This is a genomic window from Candidatus Tisiphia endosymbiont of Myopa tessellatipennis (assembly GCF_964031105.1).
GTDB lineage: Bacteria > Pseudomonadota > Alphaproteobacteria > Rickettsiales > Rickettsiaceae > Tisiphia.
In genome coordinates this window covers 903,109-919,982 of record NZ_OZ035005.1, presented here as the reverse complement: position 1 = coordinate 919,982, position 16,874 = coordinate 903,109, and the positions used below count along the sequence as shown (strand labels likewise).

At 33.4% G+C, this 16,874-nt stretch carries 18 protein-coding genes and 3 tRNA genes; 15 read left to right on the top strand and 6 right to left on the bottom strand.

From position 1 onward, the window contains the following. The first annotated feature begins 47 nt into the window (after nt 1–47). The 9 genes from mnmE (at nt 48) to AAHN03_RS04600 (ending at nt 6,638) form a co-directional block, all read left to right on the top strand. On the top strand, nt 48–1,469 hold the full coding sequence (mnmE, locus tag AAHN03_RS04640) for a tRNA uridine-5-carboxymethylaminomethyl(34) synthesis GTPase MnmE (protein ID WP_342278281.1): 1,422 nt from the start codon (nt 48–50) through the stop codon (nt 1,467–1,469). Between the two features lie 3 nt (nt 1,470–1,472). After that, on the top strand, nt 1,473–2,417 hold the full coding sequence (locus AAHN03_RS04635; RefSeq protein WP_342278280.1) for a tyrosine recombinase XerC: 945 nt from the start codon (nt 1,473–1,475) through the stop codon (nt 2,415–2,417). Between the two features lie 63 nt (nt 2,418–2,480). After that, nucleotides 2,481–2,900, top strand: a complete 420-nt coding sequence (dksA, locus tag AAHN03_RS04630; protein ID WP_341747613.1) for an RNA polymerase-binding protein DksA — start codon at nt 2,481–2,483, stop codon at nt 2,898–2,900. 232 nt (nt 2,901–3,132) lie between these two features. Then, nucleotides 3,133–3,423, top strand: a complete 291-nt coding sequence (locus tag AAHN03_RS04625) for a SemiSWEET family sugar transporter (protein ID WP_341762564.1) — start codon at nt 3,133–3,135, stop codon at nt 3,421–3,423. A 132-nt stretch (nt 3,424–3,555) separates the two neighbouring features. Then, nucleotides 3,556–3,726: a 50S ribosomal protein L33 gene (rpmG, locus tag AAHN03_RS04620; RefSeq protein ID WP_341747615.1), complete on the top strand. Its 171-nt coding sequence runs from the start codon at nt 3,556–3,558 to the stop codon at nt 3,724–3,726. A gap of 14 nt (nt 3,727–3,740) precedes the next feature. After that, nucleotides 3,741–4,076 carry a 30S ribosomal protein S16 gene (gene rpsP / locus AAHN03_RS04615; RefSeq protein ID WP_342278279.1) on the top strand — a complete coding sequence of 112 codons (336 nt, stop codon included), beginning with the start codon at nt 3,741–3,743 and terminating at the stop codon, nt 4,074–4,076. Between the two features lie 425 nt (nt 4,077–4,501). Then, nucleotides 4,502–4,576, top strand: a tRNA-Thr gene (locus AAHN03_RS04610). A gap of 23 nt (nt 4,577–4,599) precedes the next feature. Further along, a complete protein-coding gene (locus tag AAHN03_RS04605) occupies nt 4,600–6,345 on the top strand; it encodes an ABC transporter ATP-binding protein (protein WP_410521358.1) in 1,746 nt (581 codons plus the stop codon). A gap of 134 nt (nt 6,346–6,479) precedes the next feature. Continuing rightward, a complete protein-coding gene (locus AAHN03_RS04600; protein WP_341762562.1) occupies nt 6,480–6,638 on the top strand; it encodes a hypothetical protein in 159 nt (52 codons plus the stop codon). 534 nt (nt 6,639–7,172) lie between these two features. Here the strand turns inward: AAHN03_RS04600 and AAHN03_RS04590 are convergent. From AAHN03_RS04590 to rpmF, 4 genes are all read right to left on the bottom strand, one after another. Next, on the bottom strand, nt 7,173–7,475 hold the full coding sequence (locus AAHN03_RS04590; RefSeq protein ID WP_342278277.1) for a MerR family transcriptional regulator: 303 nt from the start codon (nt 7,473–7,475) through the stop codon (nt 7,173–7,175). Between the two features lie 317 nt (nt 7,476–7,792). Next, nucleotides 7,793–8,080, bottom strand: coding sequence for an HU family DNA-binding protein (locus AAHN03_RS04585; RefSeq protein WP_341762560.1), 288 nt, complete (start codon nt 8,078–8,080; stop codon nt 7,793–7,795). Continuing rightward, on the bottom strand, nt 8,074–9,027 hold the full coding sequence (locus AAHN03_RS04580; RefSeq protein WP_342278276.1) for a beta-ketoacyl-ACP synthase III: 954 nt from the start codon (nt 9,025–9,027) through the stop codon (nt 8,074–8,076). The genes AAHN03_RS04585 and AAHN03_RS04580 overlap by 7 nt, the downstream gene beginning before the upstream one ends. A 6-nt stretch (nt 9,028–9,033) precedes the next feature. Continuing rightward, nucleotides 9,034–9,234, bottom strand: coding sequence for a 50S ribosomal protein L32 (rpmF, locus tag AAHN03_RS04575; protein WP_341751317.1), 201 nt, complete (start codon nt 9,232–9,234; stop codon nt 9,034–9,036). A 108-nt stretch (nt 9,235–9,342) separates the two neighbouring features. Here rpmF and AAHN03_RS04570 point away from each other — a divergent pair, with 108 nt between their 5' ends. The 6 genes from AAHN03_RS04570 to AAHN03_RS04550 all read left to right on the top strand — a co-directional run bounded on the left by AAHN03_RS04570 (nt 9,343) and on the right by AAHN03_RS04550 (nt 12,742). Beyond that, nucleotides 9,343–9,804, top strand: a complete 462-nt coding sequence (locus AAHN03_RS04570; protein ID WP_342278275.1) for an outer membrane protein assembly factor BamE — start codon at nt 9,343–9,345, stop codon at nt 9,802–9,804. Nucleotides 9,805–10,078: 274 nt separating this feature from the next. Continuing rightward, a tRNA-Glu gene (locus AAHN03_RS04565) sits at nt 10,079–10,153 on the top strand. Between the two features lie 329 nt (nt 10,154–10,482). Then, on the top strand, nt 10,483–11,760 hold the full coding sequence (locus tag AAHN03_RS04560; protein WP_342279184.1) for an APC family permease: 1,278 nt from the start codon (nt 10,483–10,485) through the stop codon (nt 11,758–11,760). Further along, complete coding sequence (locus AAHN03_RS04555) at nt 11,761–12,321, top strand: hypothetical protein (RefSeq protein ID WP_410521324.1); 561 nt, start codon at nt 11,761–11,763, stop codon at nt 12,319–12,321. It begins immediately after the preceding gene. Next, the gene (locus AAHN03_RS07670; RefSeq protein WP_410521357.1) at nt 12,248–12,607 is read left to right on the top strand and encodes a M23 family metallopeptidase; all 360 of its coding nucleotides are present in this window, start codon (nt 12,248–12,250) and stop codon (nt 12,605–12,607) included. Before AAHN03_RS04555 ends, AAHN03_RS07670 begins: the two co-directional genes overlap by 74 nt. Before the next feature lie 58 nt (nt 12,608–12,665). Next, a tRNA-Arg gene (locus AAHN03_RS04550) sits at nt 12,666–12,742 on the top strand. Between the two features lie 1,088 nt (nt 12,743–13,830). Here AAHN03_RS04550 and AAHN03_RS04545 read toward each other — a convergent pair. Together AAHN03_RS04545 and secD are read right to left on the bottom strand one after the other, a co-directional pair. Further along, the gene (locus tag AAHN03_RS04545) at nt 13,831–15,297 is read right to left on the bottom strand and encodes a hypothetical protein (RefSeq protein WP_342278274.1); all 1,467 of its coding nucleotides are present in this window, start codon (nt 15,295–15,297) and stop codon (nt 13,831–13,833) included. Nucleotides 15,298–15,318: 21 nt separating this feature from the next. Further along, nucleotides 15,319–16,872 carry a protein translocase subunit SecD gene (gene secD, locus AAHN03_RS04540; RefSeq protein WP_342278273.1) on the bottom strand — a complete coding sequence of 518 codons (1,554 nt, stop codon included), beginning with the start codon at nt 16,870–16,872 and terminating at the stop codon, nt 15,319–15,321. Between the last annotated feature and the right edge of the window lie 2 nt (nt 16,873–16,874).

The window sequence follows — 16,874 nt, the reverse complement described above, 5'->3', positions numbered from 1 at the left end:
TATAGTATAATTAAATAAATTACTTAAGCAAGAGGATCACTGCCATCGTGGAAACTATTTTTGCTCAAAGCTCTAAACTAGGAAAAGCTGGTGTTGCAGTCTTTCGTATCTCTGGACCTAAAAGCCTATTTGCCTTAAAACACCTGCTTAAGAATAATAATATAGAGTTTGTTCCGAGAATTATGTACTGTAAAAAGCTCATAAATCCTAAAAATCAAGAATTAATTGATGATGCAGTTGTAGCATATTTTCAAGCTCCAGCTAGCTTCACTGGAGAAGATGTAGTGGAGATATACACACATGGCAGCATAGCAATTGCTGTTATGCTAAGTGAAGCATTGTTAACCATAGATGGTTTAAGGATTGCAGAGCCTGGGGAATTCACCCGTAGGGCGTTTTTAAATGGCAAATTTGATTTAACTGCTGCAGAAGGTATTGCCGATTTAATTGAAGCTGAAACTGTTTGGCAACATAGGCAGGCACTTAAGCAAGTTGGTGGAGAACTTGAAGAACTTTATAATGGATGGAGACAAACTTTACTTACCATTATTGGCTTACTTGAAGCTTATATCGATTTCCCTGATGAAGATATTCCACAAGAAATATTAAATAGGGTTATGACTATTAGTGCTGATCTTAAATATGCTATAATAAAACACCTTAACGATAATAGACGAGGGGAGTTACTACGAACTGGGATTAAATTGACTATTTTAGGAACTCCTAATGTTGGTAAATCTAGTTTACTTAATTTTTTGATGCAAAGAGACGTTGCTATTGTATCAAACATTGAAGGCACAACTCGTGATATAATTGAGGGGCATCTAGATATAGGAGGATACCCAATTATATTACAAGATACGGCTGGTATAAGGTCTAGTAATGATCTAATAGAGCTAGAAGGTATCAAACGTGCAATTGAGTCAGCAAAAATGGCTGATATCAAAATAATTATGCTTGATGCTATAAAGTTAAGCAACTCACCCTCATATTTTGAGGAGATGGTTGATATTATAGATTTAATAGATGATAATACCATAATGTTGGTCAATAAAATTGATCTTTTGGATAAAAGTTTGGGGCATTGTCAACCTGCTTCAGTGCGGGATATAGATTCCCGCCTATGCGGGAATGATATCATGAAAGATAGATTGCTGCCATTAAACAAGAATTATTTAAAAATCTCTATAAAAGAAAAAATAGGACTGGATATTTTATTAAAGGAAATCGAAAATATTGCTCATAATATAGCAGGTTTAACCGAATCGCCGCATATTACTAGACAACGTCAACGAGATTGTATAGAAAAAGCGTTGGAATATTTAGAAAATTTTAATATTGAAAATGACTTAGTGCTAGCCACAGAAGATGTTAGAATGGCTATCAGAAGTTTAAGTAATGTTACTGGTAAGATTAGTGTTGAAGAAGTGTTAGGAGAGATATTTAGTAATTTTTGTATAGGTAAATGATCAATGATTCAGAAAAAAGCACAAGAAGTATTGGAGCTAATAGATAAATGGCAAAAATATCTGAAATTACAAAAAAATTGTTCAGAACATACCATAATTTCTTATAAGAATGATTTAGAACATTTTCTGAATTTTATGACTCACTATAATTCTGAAATCATAACCATTAGTTCTATAAGGCAAGTTGACATAAGATTAGTACGGAGCTGGCTTTCTAAAAGGCAACAAGATAATTACCTAACAGCTTCTAATTCTAGAAGTTTATCTGCTATAAAGAATTTTTATAAATATCTAGAGAAGACTGCTAATATCACTTGCCATGCAATTTTCTCCGTCAAAAACCCTAGGAAAGCTAAAATATTACCGAAATCTTTATCGCAGTCAGATGCTCAATTATCCATTGAACATATTGATGATTTTGCTGATTTAGAATGGGTGGAGTTAAGAAATAAAGCCCTTTTAGTGCTTATTTATGCTGCTGGTCTTAGAATATCCGAAGCATTATCTATGACTACATCTCATTTACAAAACTTAGATTTTATAAAAATAACAGGGAAGGGCAGAAAAGAACGGATAATACCATGGACGCCAGTTGCTAGAGATCTAATAGAACAATATTTGAGTAAATTACCTTATAGTATAGATGAAAAAGACCCGATATTTCGAGGTAAAATGGGTAAAAAATTACAAGCTCCAGTATTTAATCGTGAACTGATAAAATTACGTCGCTTCTATGGATTATCAGAACATTTATCAGCTCATTCCTTTAGACATAGTTTTGCCACGCACTTACTTGAGAATGGAGCAGAGTTAAGGTCTATTCAGGAATTACTTGGGCATAAAAGTTTGTCAACTACCCAGCGTTATACTAAAATTAGTCTAAAACATTTGGAAAATATTTATAATAATGCTCACCCAATATCAAAATCTAAAGGGGAAGTATTATAATCTTCTTGCCATGCTTTTTAATTATAGGTTATATTATCCCATGTTTGAATATGAGAAGCCTGTATGTCTAAAATTATTTTACTAAAAGGGTATAAACCTTCCAATGATGAAGAATATATGAATCCTCAACAGTTAGAATATTTTAGACAAAAACTCCTTGAGTGGAAAAGTTCTTTACTAGAGGAATCACGAGAAACCTTAACCCATCTCAAGGAAGAAAATTGGAATGAGCCGGATTTAAATGATCGTGCGTCAATTGAAACGGATACAGCAATTGAACTTAGGACAAGAGATAGGTATCGTAAGCTTCTTGATAAAATCGAAGAAGCTTTGGTAAGGATAGAAAAAAATGAATATGGTTATTGTGAAGAAACTGGAGAGCCAATTGGCTTAAAACGTCTAGAAGCAAGACCAGTTGCAACTTTGTGTATTGAAGCACAAGAGCGACATGAGAGTTATGAGAAACAGCATATAGATATTTAACCTCAATTTCGGATTAATTTCATTAATCAGAAATTGGAATGATTTCATTTGCTAATAATCTTATTTTTATACCAATAAAAATAAGATTATTAGCGATAATAGATTACAATGCATTCGTAGAAGCGTTTCAAGAATGCATTTTTCTGATATTTTAGCCAGTTTTGGATTAAAATTAAAAATTTTAATCCAAAACTGAGGTTATTTAGGTTCTAATAGTTAAATAGGTGCATATATGGCATATACAGAGAAAACAAAAAATAAACTAGTTATTTTTTTTGATAGATATATGATATTTGCTGGTACAATGGGTCAATATTTATTTTATACTCAGGCCTATAAAATTTTTACTACTAAGAGTGCAGATGACTTATCTCTTGATGGTTTTCTTGTGATAATTATTGTTACTTTGAGTTGGTTAATTTATGGTATAATCCACCATAACACTACAATCATTGTTGCTCAAATAGTTGGATTAGTAGGAATGATAATGGTGGTGATTGGTATATTGCTTTATGCTTCTTGAATTCGGTCTTGGGATAAATTAAGGACTACAAACAATTAAACCAAAAGCTATTTTACTCTTGACTATTTGCCAGCTTACTTTTATTATGACCAGCAGTTTATTTTATAAATAATACAAAAAGGTCTGATAGTTGTGGCTAAAAAAAATAAGAATGTTTTGGTAAGACTTGTTAGTACAGCTGGTACAGGGTATTTTTTGGTAAAGAAACGCAACCCTAAAACTCAAACTGAGAAGTTATCATTTAAGAAGTATGATCCTGTAGTCAGGAAGCATGTTCCTTTTAAAGAAGAAAAGATTAAATAGTGAAATAGAGGTATATGGCAACAAAAATTCGTTTGGCAAGAGGTGGGGCAAAGAAGCGTCCTCATTATAGAGTAGTTGTAGCTAATGCAACAGCTCCTAGGGATGGTGATTTTTTGGAGAAAGTAGGTACTTATGACCCAATGCTTGTCAGAGGTGATGCAAATCGTGTGGTTCTAAAATCTGATCGTATAGAATATTGGTTAAGTACGGGTGCTCAGCCTACAGATCGTGTTGCTAGGTTTATTGAAGAAGCTGGTATATTACTTCCGGCATCAATCAAAAAGAAAATGGAAGTTAAAATTAAGAATCGTAAAATAAAATCTCCTAAGAAAGAGTCAAAAAAAGCTTAGGGTGGATAAAAACATGCTCCCCGTAAGGTATAACTGTTGAAAGTTAAAAAACCGTCATTGCGAGCGAACGTACGTGAGCGTGGCAATCCATGAAGCTTGTCATATAGATTGCTTCGTCGACCTACGGTCTCCTCGCTAATAGACGATTTTTAAACTTTCAACAGTTATGGTGTACATATAACTCGATAATCAAGTTTTTATTAAGTTATATAATTCATGGCAGTTTAAAAGTCATGAAAAGAAGTCGAAAATATGTCATTCCCGCGTAGGTAGCGGAATCTAAAAATACAAAAACACCTTAGACTTAAAGGTTTTTGAGAACCCCGCCGTAGCTCGGATGACATAAACTACCATGAATTGTAGCCTTCAGAAAAAAACTTGATTATCGAGTAATAGGTGCTTGACTTTAGAGCTTTTTCTTATTTGCCGGATTAGCTCAGTGGTAGAGCAACCGCCTTGTAAGCGGTAGGTCGTCAGTTCAAATCCGACATCCGGCACCAGCTATTTAATAATTATGTTTGCAATACATAAGACAATTTCTTATAGATTTATCAGTTACTTAAAGCTCTATAAATTAGATCTAGCAATTGTTATGTTGGCCTTATTATGTGTGTCAATTTCGTTGCTAGCAATAGGTAGTAGTTTTAGACAGTTAATTGATAATGGTCTAAAAACACATTATCTGCAGTCAATTGATCAATCGATATTATATATTACTATTTTAATAGTAATTTTTAGTGTAGGTAGTTTTTTCCGTTCTTATTTCATTAATAATATTGCTGAAAAAATCGTGAGTACAATTAGGCAAGAAGCTTACAGTAATATAATTAATTTTGATATTGCTTGTTTTGAAGAGCTAAAAATTGGTGATATCATCTCCCGCCTGACTATAGATATAGAACTTATCTCCAAGTTGATTATCAATTTTCTCTCTTTCTTTGTTCGTAACTCAATAATGCTAATTGGTGGAATTATATTGATGTTCTTTCAGAGTCCTAAACTCTCTGTGATTGTCATTACCATTATACCATTATTATTGTTACCACTAATAAAATTTGGCAAATATGTAAGAAATTTATCAAAAAATGCTCTTAAGTCGCAAGCCAATATTGCAGTTAATTTAGAAGAAACTGTATCAAATATTTGCACGATACAAGCTTTTAATCAGCAGGCAAATAAAATAGCTGATTTCAATAGGCAAATTTCTGATTATTTAAAGCATACGGCAGATCGCTTAAAAATCCGTTCTATATTTTTCGCGATAGCTATTTCAGTTATACTATTCTCTATCACTATAGTTATATGGGTAGGTAGCAGAGATATAGTACATGGCGATTTATCATCAGGTCAGATGATATCATTTATTTATTACGCTATAATCGCCGGTATGAGCAGCGGGGGTATTTTTGAGCTTCTAAGTGAGGTACACTCATCTCTTGTAGCTTCAGAAAGGGTTTTTGCTCTTATAGATTATTCTTCTAAAAATCAACACACCAATATCCAAATATGTGATTATCAAGATAATAAGACTTCTAGGATTATAGAGTTTGAAAATGTAAGCTTTATATATCCATCAAGATTAGATAGTTTAGTTATAGATGATCTGTCATTTAAAATAGATAGAGGTAAATTTATTGGTATAGTTGGCAGATCAGGTGCTGGTAAAAGTACCATGATGCAGTTAATGTTAAAATTTTATTTTCCTAAAAAAGGGATTATTAGAATTGCCAAGCAAGATATATCAAAGACTAATGACCAGCAGATAAGGCGTATGATTGCCTATGTGCCACAGGATTCAAGTATTTTCTCTAGTACGATTAGGTCAAATATCGTTTTTGCTAAACCGGATGCTAGTGAAGAAGAAATAATAAAAGCAGCTAATAATACCGGAATAATGGATTTTGTTCAAAATCTTCAAGAAGGACTAGATACTGAAATTGGTGAGAAGGGCATTAAATTATCTGGGGGACAGAAACAACGAATAGCTATTAGTAGGGCAATTCTATATAACCCGGAGATTTTACTTCTAGATGAAGCAATGAGTGCTTTAGATAGCGAGAGTGAACAAAAATTACTAGATAGATTACAAAAAATAATGAAAGATAAAACGATATTATCTATCGCTCATCGTATTTCAAGTATAGAGCAGGCTGACGAAATTTTGGTAATTGATCATGGAAGGTTAATTGCAAGGGATACTCACGCTAAACTGCTTGAGAAATGTGAAACTTATAAAATAATTTGCAAAGAACAGTCAATAAACTTGTAAAAATGTGAACCAAAATGACACAGAGTTATTACATTAATAATATATTTTATAATAAAGGGTAATTCTACTTATTATTTGACTTGAATATTACGGAGTTTAAGCTAGAATCACCAATACAAAAAATGAGGTTTATTATGAAAAATTTGTTAACTATTATTCTAACTTTAGCTTTCTCTATTTCTGCTTTTGCTGCAGCGACTCCTGAGAAAAAAGACCCGCAGCAAGACGAAGTGAACGTGGATGAAAACAACATGAACAAGAAAGAAACGAAGAAAGAAGAAGTGAAGAAATAAATCCCTGTTTTCTAAGGCTGGTGTGGAGTTTTTCTATGCCAGCTTTTTTGTAATATGATTATTAATCGTATTCAGTCTTTTCAAACCTCAGTTTTGGATTAATTTTATTAATCCAAAATTGAGGTTACTAACGTCAAAGCGATGTCATCCTCGCGTATTGCTGCCACAACTGTTGAAAGTTAAAAAAAATCGTCTATTAGCGAGGAGACCGTAGGTCGAGGAAGCATCTATATGACAAGCTTCATGGGGATCCACGCTCACGTACGTTCGCTCACAATAGACTTCTTTCAAAACTCTACTTCTGCTGGTGATTTGTACGTCGATGCGGTACTCGAATCCTCACGTACATTAGAGTACGCTGCGGTTCTGCGTTCCGCGTCTCCTTCAAATCCCTCAGCATAAGCGAGTTTCGAAAGAAGTCTAATGACGTTTTAAGCCTTACAATAGTGCTTCGCTAATAGACGATTTTTTTAACTTTCAACAGTTATGGGATGACACAATAGGCTATTAAACCGATGTAAGAATTATTAATTTTTATCTAGAAATAATTCGCTGGATAGTCAACGATAAGTCATAAAAATTTTTGATCAGGCAATCAATTTTATTTATTTGATTATGGGATAGTTTTGAGATAATAGGCTGCGATTCTATCTGTATATTCTTGATTGTCATATGGACTCTCAAATATTCAATATCTTGTCTTGTATAATATCGTCTGTTACGTATCTTATGTATAGTTAGATTTGGTAGTAGCCGCTCTAGATATCTTAGCTGGTGAGAGTGAATATTTAGAAGTTTTGTTACTTCACCAATGGAGTAATATTTTTTATTCTGCATTTTTAATAGACCTCTTGCATAATTCTACTTCTGCTGGTATACTCTTCTGCTATTTTTTTAACCCCTTACCTACGCAGGGGTGGCATCCGCATAACTGTTGAAAGTTAAAATCGTCATTGCGATGAGGCAAGCCCTAAACCGTCTATTAGCGAGAAGCCGCTTACAGCAGCTTCGTGGCAATCTTGTGAAGGAGAGCTTGACTATCATGAGATCGCCACGACGCCTGTGGCGTCTCGCAATGACGATTTTAACTTCCAACAGTTGTGGGTGATATCCGAAGGGGCAGGGGTGACACAATAGGCTATTAAACCGATGTCTTAGTTAATTAATAATTTTAACTTTTTAGCTGGTATAAAACGCATTACCTCTTTTGCTGGAATTATCACTGTCTCTTTTGTATGAAAATTTATGCCAGGCCTAGGTTTTTTTGTGCTAGTACAAAAGCTTCCAAAACCTGTTAACGTCAATCTTTGATTGCTTGCCATTAGCTGAATATTCTTAAATATTTGATCGACTATTTCCTCGCATATAATACTTGATAGCCCTAGATTAGATTTTAATATGTGAGCAATTTTTTCTCTAGTAATAGTCTTAGTTGTTACCATCTGATTAAAACCGATCCCCAAGTTATTCCAGCACCGATAGCTGTAAAAAGGAGTATATCACCTTTTTTGATATTAGCATAAGATTTAAGAGAAGCGAGGGCTAAAGGGATTGAAGCAGCAGAACAATTGGCATGTTCTGCAACCGTTTTTACTACTTTACTTGGATTAATTTTTAGTCTCTCTATAATTGCATCTATAATCCTTATATTTGCCTGATGTGGAATAAAATAGTTAACATCATCTATGGTAAAATTATTATTATGTAATATGTCTTCAGCTGATTTGCTCATTTTTTCTACTGCATGCCTAAAAACTTCTCGTCCTTTCATTTTTATTTTACCGCTTTTGCCATCTGTACTTACACCACCATCAGTGTAAAGAATATCAAAATAACGACCATCCGAGTAAATATTACTATCTATTATACCAGAACTATCCTCACTATATTGCAGAATTACAGTACCAGCACCATCACCGAATAAGACGCAAGTAGTTCTATCGCTCCAATCTAGTAGAGACGACATTTTTTCAGCACCGACCAGTAATATTGTCCTATATTTTCTAGATTTAATCAAAGAGTCAGCAACATGTAAACCATATACAAAACCCGAACATACCGCTTGGAGATCAAATGAAGGTACATTATTAAGCCCAAGATAACCTTGTAACTTAGAAGCTATAGAAGGAAAACTATTATCTGGAGTAGTGCTGCAGGTAATTATCAAATCTATAGATGATGCCTTTAACCCAGCATCATCTAGAGCATTATGACTGGCTTTAAGAGCTAAATGTGACGTATATTCATCGTTCCCGGCAATGTGCCTTTGTAATATACCCGTCCTTGAGCGAATCCATTCATCGTTGGTATCAACCGATAACGATAATTCTGCATTGCTAACAATACGTTCCGGCAAATATGCACCGCACCCAAGAATTTTACAAGCCATACTGGTTTATGCTACTTCTTCATCTTTTTCTTCTTTCTTCACAATAACTTGACGACCATTATATGTGCCATCAGCTAAAGATATATGATGAGGAAGTTTATATTCTCCTGTTTGAGAATCTACTACTACATTAATCTTACCAAGTGCAAGATGAGAGCGTCTCATATTACGTCTTGATTTTGATGTTTTCTTCTTTGGAACTGCCATATAGCCTCTTAAAAATTATACTTAATCTGTGAAAAAGTGTTTGTCAAATCGATGAAGCAGTATATTATACTTCCATTGCAAAATCTAGGTATTTCAAACATAAATTTTATGAAATTTTTTATAATTCGGACTTTTCTTGTTTCATCAATATTCTTTACATTATGTAGTTGTCAAACTATAGAATCAAGAGGGCAGTATGTGGATGATAATTTATTACCTACGCTTGAGGAGAGGAGGCTTAGTAAATCCGAGGTAAAAGATTTAATTGGCACACCAACAATTATACCTGACTATACACCTAATACTTGGTATTATGTTCAACGTTCTTTAGCTAGGAGAACATGGTTTAAACCAAAAGTGATTGAACAAAGAATAGTAAGAATTACTTTTAATAAAAATGATATAATTGAAGAAGTTCTACTACTTAATGACTCACATAAAGATGATATAATGTTAATTAAAGAATATACGAAAACTTATGGTACAGAATTAAATGGGCTACAAAAGTTTGTAAAAAATATTGGTAGGTTCAATAAAACTACCGACGGAAAAAATAAGAAAAAACGATAAAATCATACTTGCAATATTTCATAGATACTGTATAAACTAGAACGCTCTGATTCTGAGAATATAGATAGGCTATAGCTAACCCGAGAATGTTTTAGTTGCATGTTGATATCTTAGTTAAAAGTATGTCATTCCTGCGTAGGTAGCGGGATATATAATATCTAATAGTCTTTTAAGCTATTTTTTTAGATTCCGCTACCTACGTGGGAATGACATTAAGGCTATCCCCATTACTATGGCTAAAACCTTCTCTAGTTAGCTATGCCAAAAAGTTTATGGCCCCTTCGTCTAGTGGTTAGGACGTTACCCTTTCACGGTGAAAACACGGGTTCGAGTCCCGTAGGGGTCACCAGTATCTTGATGTGGTAAAAATGATGTCATCCTTGCGTAGACTTTGCCAACGTGGATCACTAGTATGTCATTTTTAGCAATGGCGGAAATCTATAATATCTAATAGCCTTTGCAGGCTATTTTTTGGATTCCTGCTTTTAGCTAGGAATGACCTACTCATGATCTACGCTGGCAAAGCTATATGCGATCGTAAGAAACAACAATATAATTGTCGAATATAATATATTGCTTGCAAAAACTTGAAAATTGATAGATCAGTTTTCAAGTTTTTATTTTTTTATGTAAAGTTTATGATTATTACATCTTAAGGATTATATGTCACAAGATTACATGTCACAAAAGCTTGGTTTTTGGTCAGTTTTGGGTTTAGTTATTGGTAGCCAACTTGGCACTGCTATTTTGATATTGCCGGCAGGTTTAGCCCCATTTGGTATTTTTAGTTTAGTTGGATGGATAGTATCTTCCTGTGGTGCCATAATAATAGCACTTTTATTTGGTATACTTTGTGCACGATTTCCACAAACAGGTGGACCTCATGTTTATTTAAAGCAGACATTTGGCAATGATGTAGCATTCTTTACTGGCTGGACTTATTGGATTATTTCATGGGTTAGTACAGCTGTAGTAGTTATTTCAGCTGTTACATATTTAACACCTTTAATTGGTGTGCGTAATAGTTTTATATGCTTAATTCTACAAATATTATTGTTATTTGCTGTTATGTTACTAAACTTTAAAGGTATAGGAGTAGCGGGGCGTGCTGAATTTATACTAGCAATGTTAAAATTTATTCCATTAATAATAATACCAGTTGTAGCATTATATCAGTTTGATAGTAATAATTTTGTTATGGATAAGAGAATAACTAATTTAACTTTTTCTCAAATTCTTGGTGAAGTAACGTTACTGACATTTTGGGGATTTATTGGTGTAGAGTCAGCAACTGCTCAGGCTGGTTCAGTAATTAACCCATCAAAAACAATACCAAGAGCAATAGTAATGGGTACACTTTGTGTGGCTATTTTATACCTTATTAATAGTATTGGAATAATTGGTTTAATTCCACGAGAAGATTTGATACATTCTAACGCCCCTTATGTAGATGCTACTCAAATAATTTTTAGCGGTCAGTGGCATCTACTTATTTCTTTGCTTGCTTCAATTATTTGCATTGGAACGTTAAATGCTTGGGTATTAATCAGCGGACAAATTGCTTTAGGATTAGCACAAGACGGTTTAATGCCATCTTTTTTTGCTAAGAAAAATAAAAATGGAGCGCCAATTTGGAGTTTGTTTGTAAGTTGTATTGGAATATTATTATTATTGATTAGTACAACAAATGAAGATTTGTCAGAACAAGTTACCGCAATAATTAGTTTTTCAGTTATCTCTTTTTTATTTGTATATCTAGCCTGTAGTGTAGCTTTTTTAAAATTACTGCTAGCAAAGTTAGAAGAATCTTCACTATATAAATGGTTAATTGCCTTCGGATCAATTGCTTTTTGCCTGTGGATTATTTGTGAGACACCATTAAAGGTCATAATACCAGCTATCTCATTTATATTAAGCGGAATACCGGTTTATTTTCTTTGGTATAAAAGGCAATAAATGCTTAAATTGTGTATATTGTTGTTAACTATACTATTATTACAAGGATGTAGCTCCTCATCTACCAACAAGACGCTTTTAACTGTTACCGCTCAACAATTACAAAAAGATCATAAACTAAATCACGGCACTTTAATTATACAATATAATTTAGCAGCACTAAGTAAAAATAACTGCATCTATGCAAAAGATTTTGGTCTTATTATTAATGATAGCCAATATAATAAGGTTTTTTTACAAAAATTTAAAGCCAGCTGTACTGAGAATATTAATAACCAAGCAATGATCAGGTCAACCAAGATTAAGGACTTGCTACTAAAATTAAATTGTAAGTATAAGTTCTTATCCCAAGAAGAATTACGACTTGTTCAAAAAGCTAGTAATAAAAATAGTTCCCATAATATTAATGAGCTAGCACAATTAAATAAGCTAACTACTACTATTCCTATAATGTTACCACAATATAATAACGTAAAGATTACCAGTCATTACGGCGTACGCAAACACCCTAGGAAAAAACAAAAAAAAATTCCACTGTGGGACAGACTTAAAAAGCTATAGTAGCTCTCCTATTTATGCCTCTGCTGATGGAATAATTACTACCATAAGGCGAGAACGTGCTTATGGAAATTTAATAGAAATAAAACATTCAAATAAATTTATCACTAAATATGCTCACTTGAGAAAAATACATGTAAAAGAAGGAGATATGGTTATAAAAGGTCAAATGATTGGGCTTCAAGGGAATAGTGGCAATAGTACGGGGGAACATTTACATTTTGAAATTTGGCTTAATAATAAACATGTCAATCCTTTTGATTTTGTGTCACACGCTTGTAACTGTTGAAAATTTTGCTATAATAGACCTCATTGTCTAATGATTAATCTTCAAAAACAGTAAAAAAGAAGCCGTAGCTCAGCAGGATAGAGCGAGCGATTCCTAATCGCTAGGTCGGAGGTTCGAATCCCCCCGGTTTCGCCATTCTCCGATTTTAGTGCATTTTACGAATGCGTCAAATGGTGAACGTAGCATAAAGTCTAGCTTTCCGTCTTTTAATTCTAGGTTACCAAACACTAAATTTATTAATTTACGTTTTCTCTCAATAGTAGAACCTTTGAAGGCTACGAACGCTCTAGAAGCCAGTTCTACTAGGTTAATCAAGAGTTCTGAAAATTTATCATCAGCATTTGTATGGTTCTCTATTTCTCTAATAATATCTTTACGTTTTTGCATTAATTGCTGACGTTTTTCTTCATGATCTTCCTTGCTAATATCACCGTCTAAAAATAAATCAGTTAACCTATCCATACGAGTTTTCATCTTTGTATGTTCAGATTGTAACTTAGATATACGACTTTTATGATAATCTTGTTCGATACTGGCTGAGCTTTTTATACAAGATATTACTTCCTTGAGTAATTCAGGCTCTAAATGGAGTGTTGCTTATTGTCGTCAATAATGACATTATTGACGGAACTTTTCCAGTACTAATAGTTGACTTATCTTCTTCAAAAACCTTATCTTAATTAGCTTTTAGTGTGATTAGGTTAGGATTCTAGTCACATTAGAGTCAATAATTTTTTTTCAAAAGGAGTCAAAAGCATATTGCAATCTAAACTCTAAAATTATTCAGGCAATATCCTCCTAAAGATTAATTAAATTGATACATCTATACAAATGCACGATAAGAATGCTGGTTTATCACATTTCTTACTTCGGTTTGGGTTCTACAATTGTCCACTAGGGCATGCCTGTAATTGATTCTTTTTAGTAATTTTGTCGTCAAAATTTGCTTTCGTTCCTCACATATATTTGCGTACTGTTTGTAGTACTCAGCTACATTAGATATCTTTGGCAAACTCTACTTCTGCTGGTAATTTATTCGTGCTACCGGTACTTTGCTCCTCACGTACATCATAGTCCACTGCATGTCGAGGTTTTGTGGCTTCTTTAAATTCCTCAGCATAAGCTAGTTTGCCAAAGATATCTATTTTTTACTGAAAAATTATTCAATTCGTAGGCACTCCCAATTAATCAAATATCCAATTATGCCTTCAATTAGTCCTATATTATATTTCTTTAATTTTTGGTATTGGAGGTATTGATTTAGGATCAGGGCATTTACGAGTTTGGAACATTAATTGATCAATAGAATGCCCAAATTTATCAGTGCTTAGTAGATTTTTATTTATCCATTTTGCCGTTATCAACTTACCCAGTTCAGAATGAATAATTGGAATATCCGGTACGGCACTAGCACCTATTCCTGCAATTTTAATATGATAACCCTGTTTATCTAATCCATATTGTTGTAATACTTTATCAACTTCTCTTTGAGTAACAATTGTTTGGCGTTCAATATGAGGATTATTACTGACAAATAAAATAACAAAGTCTTTTTGTCTACCAAATTTTCTACTTAAAATTCTTTCAGCAAAATTAACTGCTGCATCATGAGCAGTAGTGGCTGTATCAGGTCTTTCGTTATTCTTGCCTACTTTAGTATTGATTATTTCAGTACGTTTAACTTGATCCTTATTAAGGAACTTGTTTACTAGGTCACTACTCATCAGGTCTTCTGTGAGTTTTCTCTCATTGCTGCTTGCATAATTAGGATAGAATCTTCTAGGAAAAAGACCTAATGGACATTCTTCTTGTGTTTTATATTGAATAAATGGCTGAGCTTTATTTAACTTAATAGCGTAATCTTTAGCAAGAGACTCGATATATCTTTCACCTTCCTCAATACAAGCTGAATCATTTCCAACTAATTGTACAGTATCCAATCTATTAATATCTGCCTTTCCTTGCCATGCTTCTAGCAATTCAGTGTATGTTTTGGGGTTAATGCCATCGAGATTAGCCCATAAGGGTCTTGCTCCTGTTAATACTAGTACTAATCCGTTAACTTTAATTTGTTCTGTTAATTTATTATAATAGATTATACGTGTCAATAACCTAATTCTAGCTGCCCCGGCAATCCAAGCTTCATCATATTCTTGATAGTGAGGTTTTATTTCATTAATAAGTCCCAATTGTCTAGCATCTACAATATATTGAGACTTATATTTAGTCATCCAATCTTTAGTGGTCAGTTCATTCCGTTCCTGACCAAGATTAAGATCAAACGCATCCTGAGCAACAAATAGTAACCAATCTTCAATATTTCGTACATTTATCTCATTAATAGATTTAAATAAATTTTTACGCAATGATTTAGCATTGAATTTACTAGGAGCGTTTTGATTAGCACCAGCTTTAGCCAAACTGCCCTGAATCAAACGAAATATTTTGTCTGCATTAGTCTTGTCAAAACATACTAGATCGTGCCATAATTTTTGTGGTTCAAAATATCCAGCTAGATAAAAAATCTTTAACAAAGCTTCTTGCTGGGTTGGTGAGGTAAAACCTAATTTGCTAGCAGCTAATTCGAATCCTGAAAGTTCTGATGAATGTTTATAATCCCCGTATGTTACGCTGGTAGTTAGGGCAACTGTTACAACAGATAGTAGCATTCTTTTTAAGGCTTGAAGCATAATATAATTTTCTTCGTTTAATTATAACCCTAGATTTTTGGGCTTTTGATACTTAATCCAAGTATCAATCAACAACTTAGTAATAATAATCGCAGAGAACATAGATGATATTATACCAATAGTTAGTGTTACTGCGAAACCTTTTATACCTCCAGCTCCAAATATAAAAAGTAAAAATGCTGCAATCAAAGTTGTAACATTTGAATCAAGGATTGTAGAAAAAGCTGATTCAAATCCCATCCTTATGGCATATAGATTAGATGCACCTTTTTTAAGTTCTTCCCTTATCCTTTCATAAATGAGTACATTGGCATCAACTGCCATACCAATCGTTAGGATTATACCAGCAATTCCTGGCAGAGTTAATGTAGCTTGAAAAAGTGACAATAACGCTAAAATATAAAGTAAAGCTAGGCTTAATGCTATATTGGCAAAAATGCCAAGAATTCCGTAAGACCAAATCATGAATATTACCACACTAACAAAACCAATCATACCTGCTTTCTTGCCTGCCTCTATTGAATCTGCTCCAAGATTTGGTCCTACGGTTCTTTCCTCTATTATTTTTAAAGGGGCTGGCAGCGAACCAGCTCTAAGTAATAACGCTAATTCATTTGCTGATTCAACAGTAAAATTACCTGAAATTATACCGCTTCCTCCAAGAATTGGTTCATTAATTACTGGTGCACTTAATAATTTGTTATCAAGCACGATAGCAAGCCTCTTGCCAGAATTATTCTTGGTTATTTCTGCAAATAATTTACTACCAAGATTATTAAAAGAAAAAGCAACAGCAGGTTGGGAATTTTGATTGAAAGAAGCTTGGGCGGTTGTTAGCTGGTCACCACTAACAATAGCTTTTTTCTTAACAACTACGTAATATTCTTGCTTATTTTCATTTTCCCCTTTCACTAAAATTGAACCAAAGGGTAAATGTCCATTTAATGCTTGTTGTATGTTGGCAGTTTCATCTACTAAATGAAAGGTTAGTTTTGCAGTTTTGCCAAGAATATTTTTGAGTTGTTGTGGATTTTCCTCACCTGGTACTTGCAGTAATATATGTTTATCACCTTGCCTTTGTATGTTAGGTTCTGTTGTGCCGGTGCTATCCACTCTCATTCTGATTATTTCAATTGATTGGGCAATAACTTGATACCTTAATTCAGCAAGCTTCGAATCACCATAGCTAAGCTTAATATTAGTATTATCATTTTCCACAGTAATTTCTCGGTCGACTTTACCTAATATCTTTTTGACCTGTTTATAATCTTCTAGGTTTCTCAATTCAAACTGCACCGCCTTGTTCTTAACAACAAGATTTTTATAACCTATTTTATCTTCCCGTAAATATTTTCGTAAATGGTCAGCTAAACTGTCCATTACATCATTTAAGTAACTATCAAAATCTACATCTAGCAATAGATGAGCACCACCTCTCAAATCAAGACCAAGATTCACCTTATGGTTTGGCAGTATTTTAGAATCTATAGTTGTAAAATTAGGTAAAGCACAAATAAAGGCTGCTATTGTACATAAAATAGAAAGGAATATTTTCCATTTAGGAATATTATACACAG

Excerpts from the sequence above, each read along its gene's own strand:
- AAHN03_RS04635 (WP_342278280.1), top strand. The coding sequence starts at position 1,473 with ATGATTCAGAAAAAAGCACAAGAAGTATTGGAGCTAATAGATAAATGG.
- dksA (WP_341747613.1), top strand. The coding sequence starts at position 2,481 with ATGTCTAAAATTATTTTACTAAAAGGGTATAAACCTTCCAATGATGAA.
- AAHN03_RS04625 (WP_341762564.1), top strand. The coding sequence starts at position 3,133 with ATGGCATATACAGAGAAAACAAAAAATAAACTAGTTATTTTTTTTGAT.
- rpsP (WP_342278279.1), top strand. The coding sequence starts at position 3,741 with ATGGCAACAAAAATTCGTTTGGCAAGAGGTGGGGCAAAGAAGCGTCCT.
- AAHN03_RS04600 (WP_341762562.1), top strand. The coding sequence starts at position 6,480 with ATGAAAAATTTGTTAACTATTATTCTAACTTTAGCTTTCTCTATTTCT.
- AAHN03_RS04590 (WP_342278277.1), bottom strand. The coding sequence starts at position 7,475 with ATGCAGAATAAAAAATATTACTCCATTGGTGAAGTAACAAAACTTCTA.
- AAHN03_RS04585 (WP_341762560.1), bottom strand. The coding sequence starts at position 8,080 with ATGGTAACAACTAAGACTATTACTAGAGAAAAAATTGCTCACATATTA.
- AAHN03_RS04580 (WP_342278276.1), bottom strand. The coding sequence starts at position 9,027 with ATGGCTTGTAAAATTCTTGGGTGCGGTGCATATTTGCCGGAACGTATT.
- rpmF (WP_341751317.1), bottom strand. The coding sequence starts at position 9,234 with ATGGCAGTTCCAAAGAAGAAAACATCAAAATCAAGACGTAATATGAGA.
- AAHN03_RS04570 (WP_342278275.1), top strand. The coding sequence starts at position 9,343 with ATGAAATTTTTTATAATTCGGACTTTTCTTGTTTCATCAATATTCTTT.
- AAHN03_RS04560 (WP_342279184.1), top strand. The coding sequence starts at position 10,483 with ATGTCACAAAAGCTTGGTTTTTGGTCAGTTTTGGGTTTAGTTATTGGT.
- AAHN03_RS04555 (WP_410521324.1), top strand. The coding sequence starts at position 11,761 with ATGCTTAAATTGTGTATATTGTTGTTAACTATACTATTATTACAAGGA.
- AAHN03_RS04545 (WP_342278274.1), bottom strand. The coding sequence starts at position 15,297 with ATGCTTCAAGCCTTAAAAAGAATGCTACTATCTGTTGTAACAGTTGCC.